The sequence below is a fragment of the Staphylococcus sp. 231237_7MaSpsaltlick genome, from assembly GCF_043107035.1.
In genome coordinates, this window is the sequence record NZ_JBICNX010000363.1 from 1 (window position 1) to 457 (window position 457).

Here is a 457-nt window from a genome sequence, read left to right on the forward strand (position 1 = left end):
AGAGACTGTTGTGTATCGAAACGAAATGAATTTAGTACCTTTAAGAAAATTCACGAGTACAGAGATAGATTTGTTTTTTACTTTGTGTAATAAGCTCAAAGAACAAGACTCACGTACGTTACAGATACCTTTTGATGAATTAAAACATCTTAGTAACTACTACTCACGTTCCCAAGACCGTTTTGTGAAAGATTTAGAACATGTATACGATAAAATGTTGAATTTAACTTATACAGAGCGAAATGGGAAATCGTTCAAGAAATTTGTTTTATTTACATCATACGAAGTAAATGTTGATGAACAATATCTAGCAATCAGTATCAATGGTGATTTGAAACATATACTTAATTCTATTACTGCAGATTTCACTAAATTTGAATTACAAGAAATGACTCAGCTTAAGTCTACGTATTCTAAAAATATGTTCAGAATACTAAAACAATACAAGCATACAGGT

Annotated in this window: 1 protein-coding gene; it reads left to right on the forward strand. The window is 30.0% G+C overall.

Annotation, left to right across the window (positions count from 1 at the left end):
• Nucleotides 1–457: replication initiation protein (locus ACF91D_RS31905; protein WP_392438723.1), on the forward strand; the 457-nt coding region annotated here is incomplete at both ends.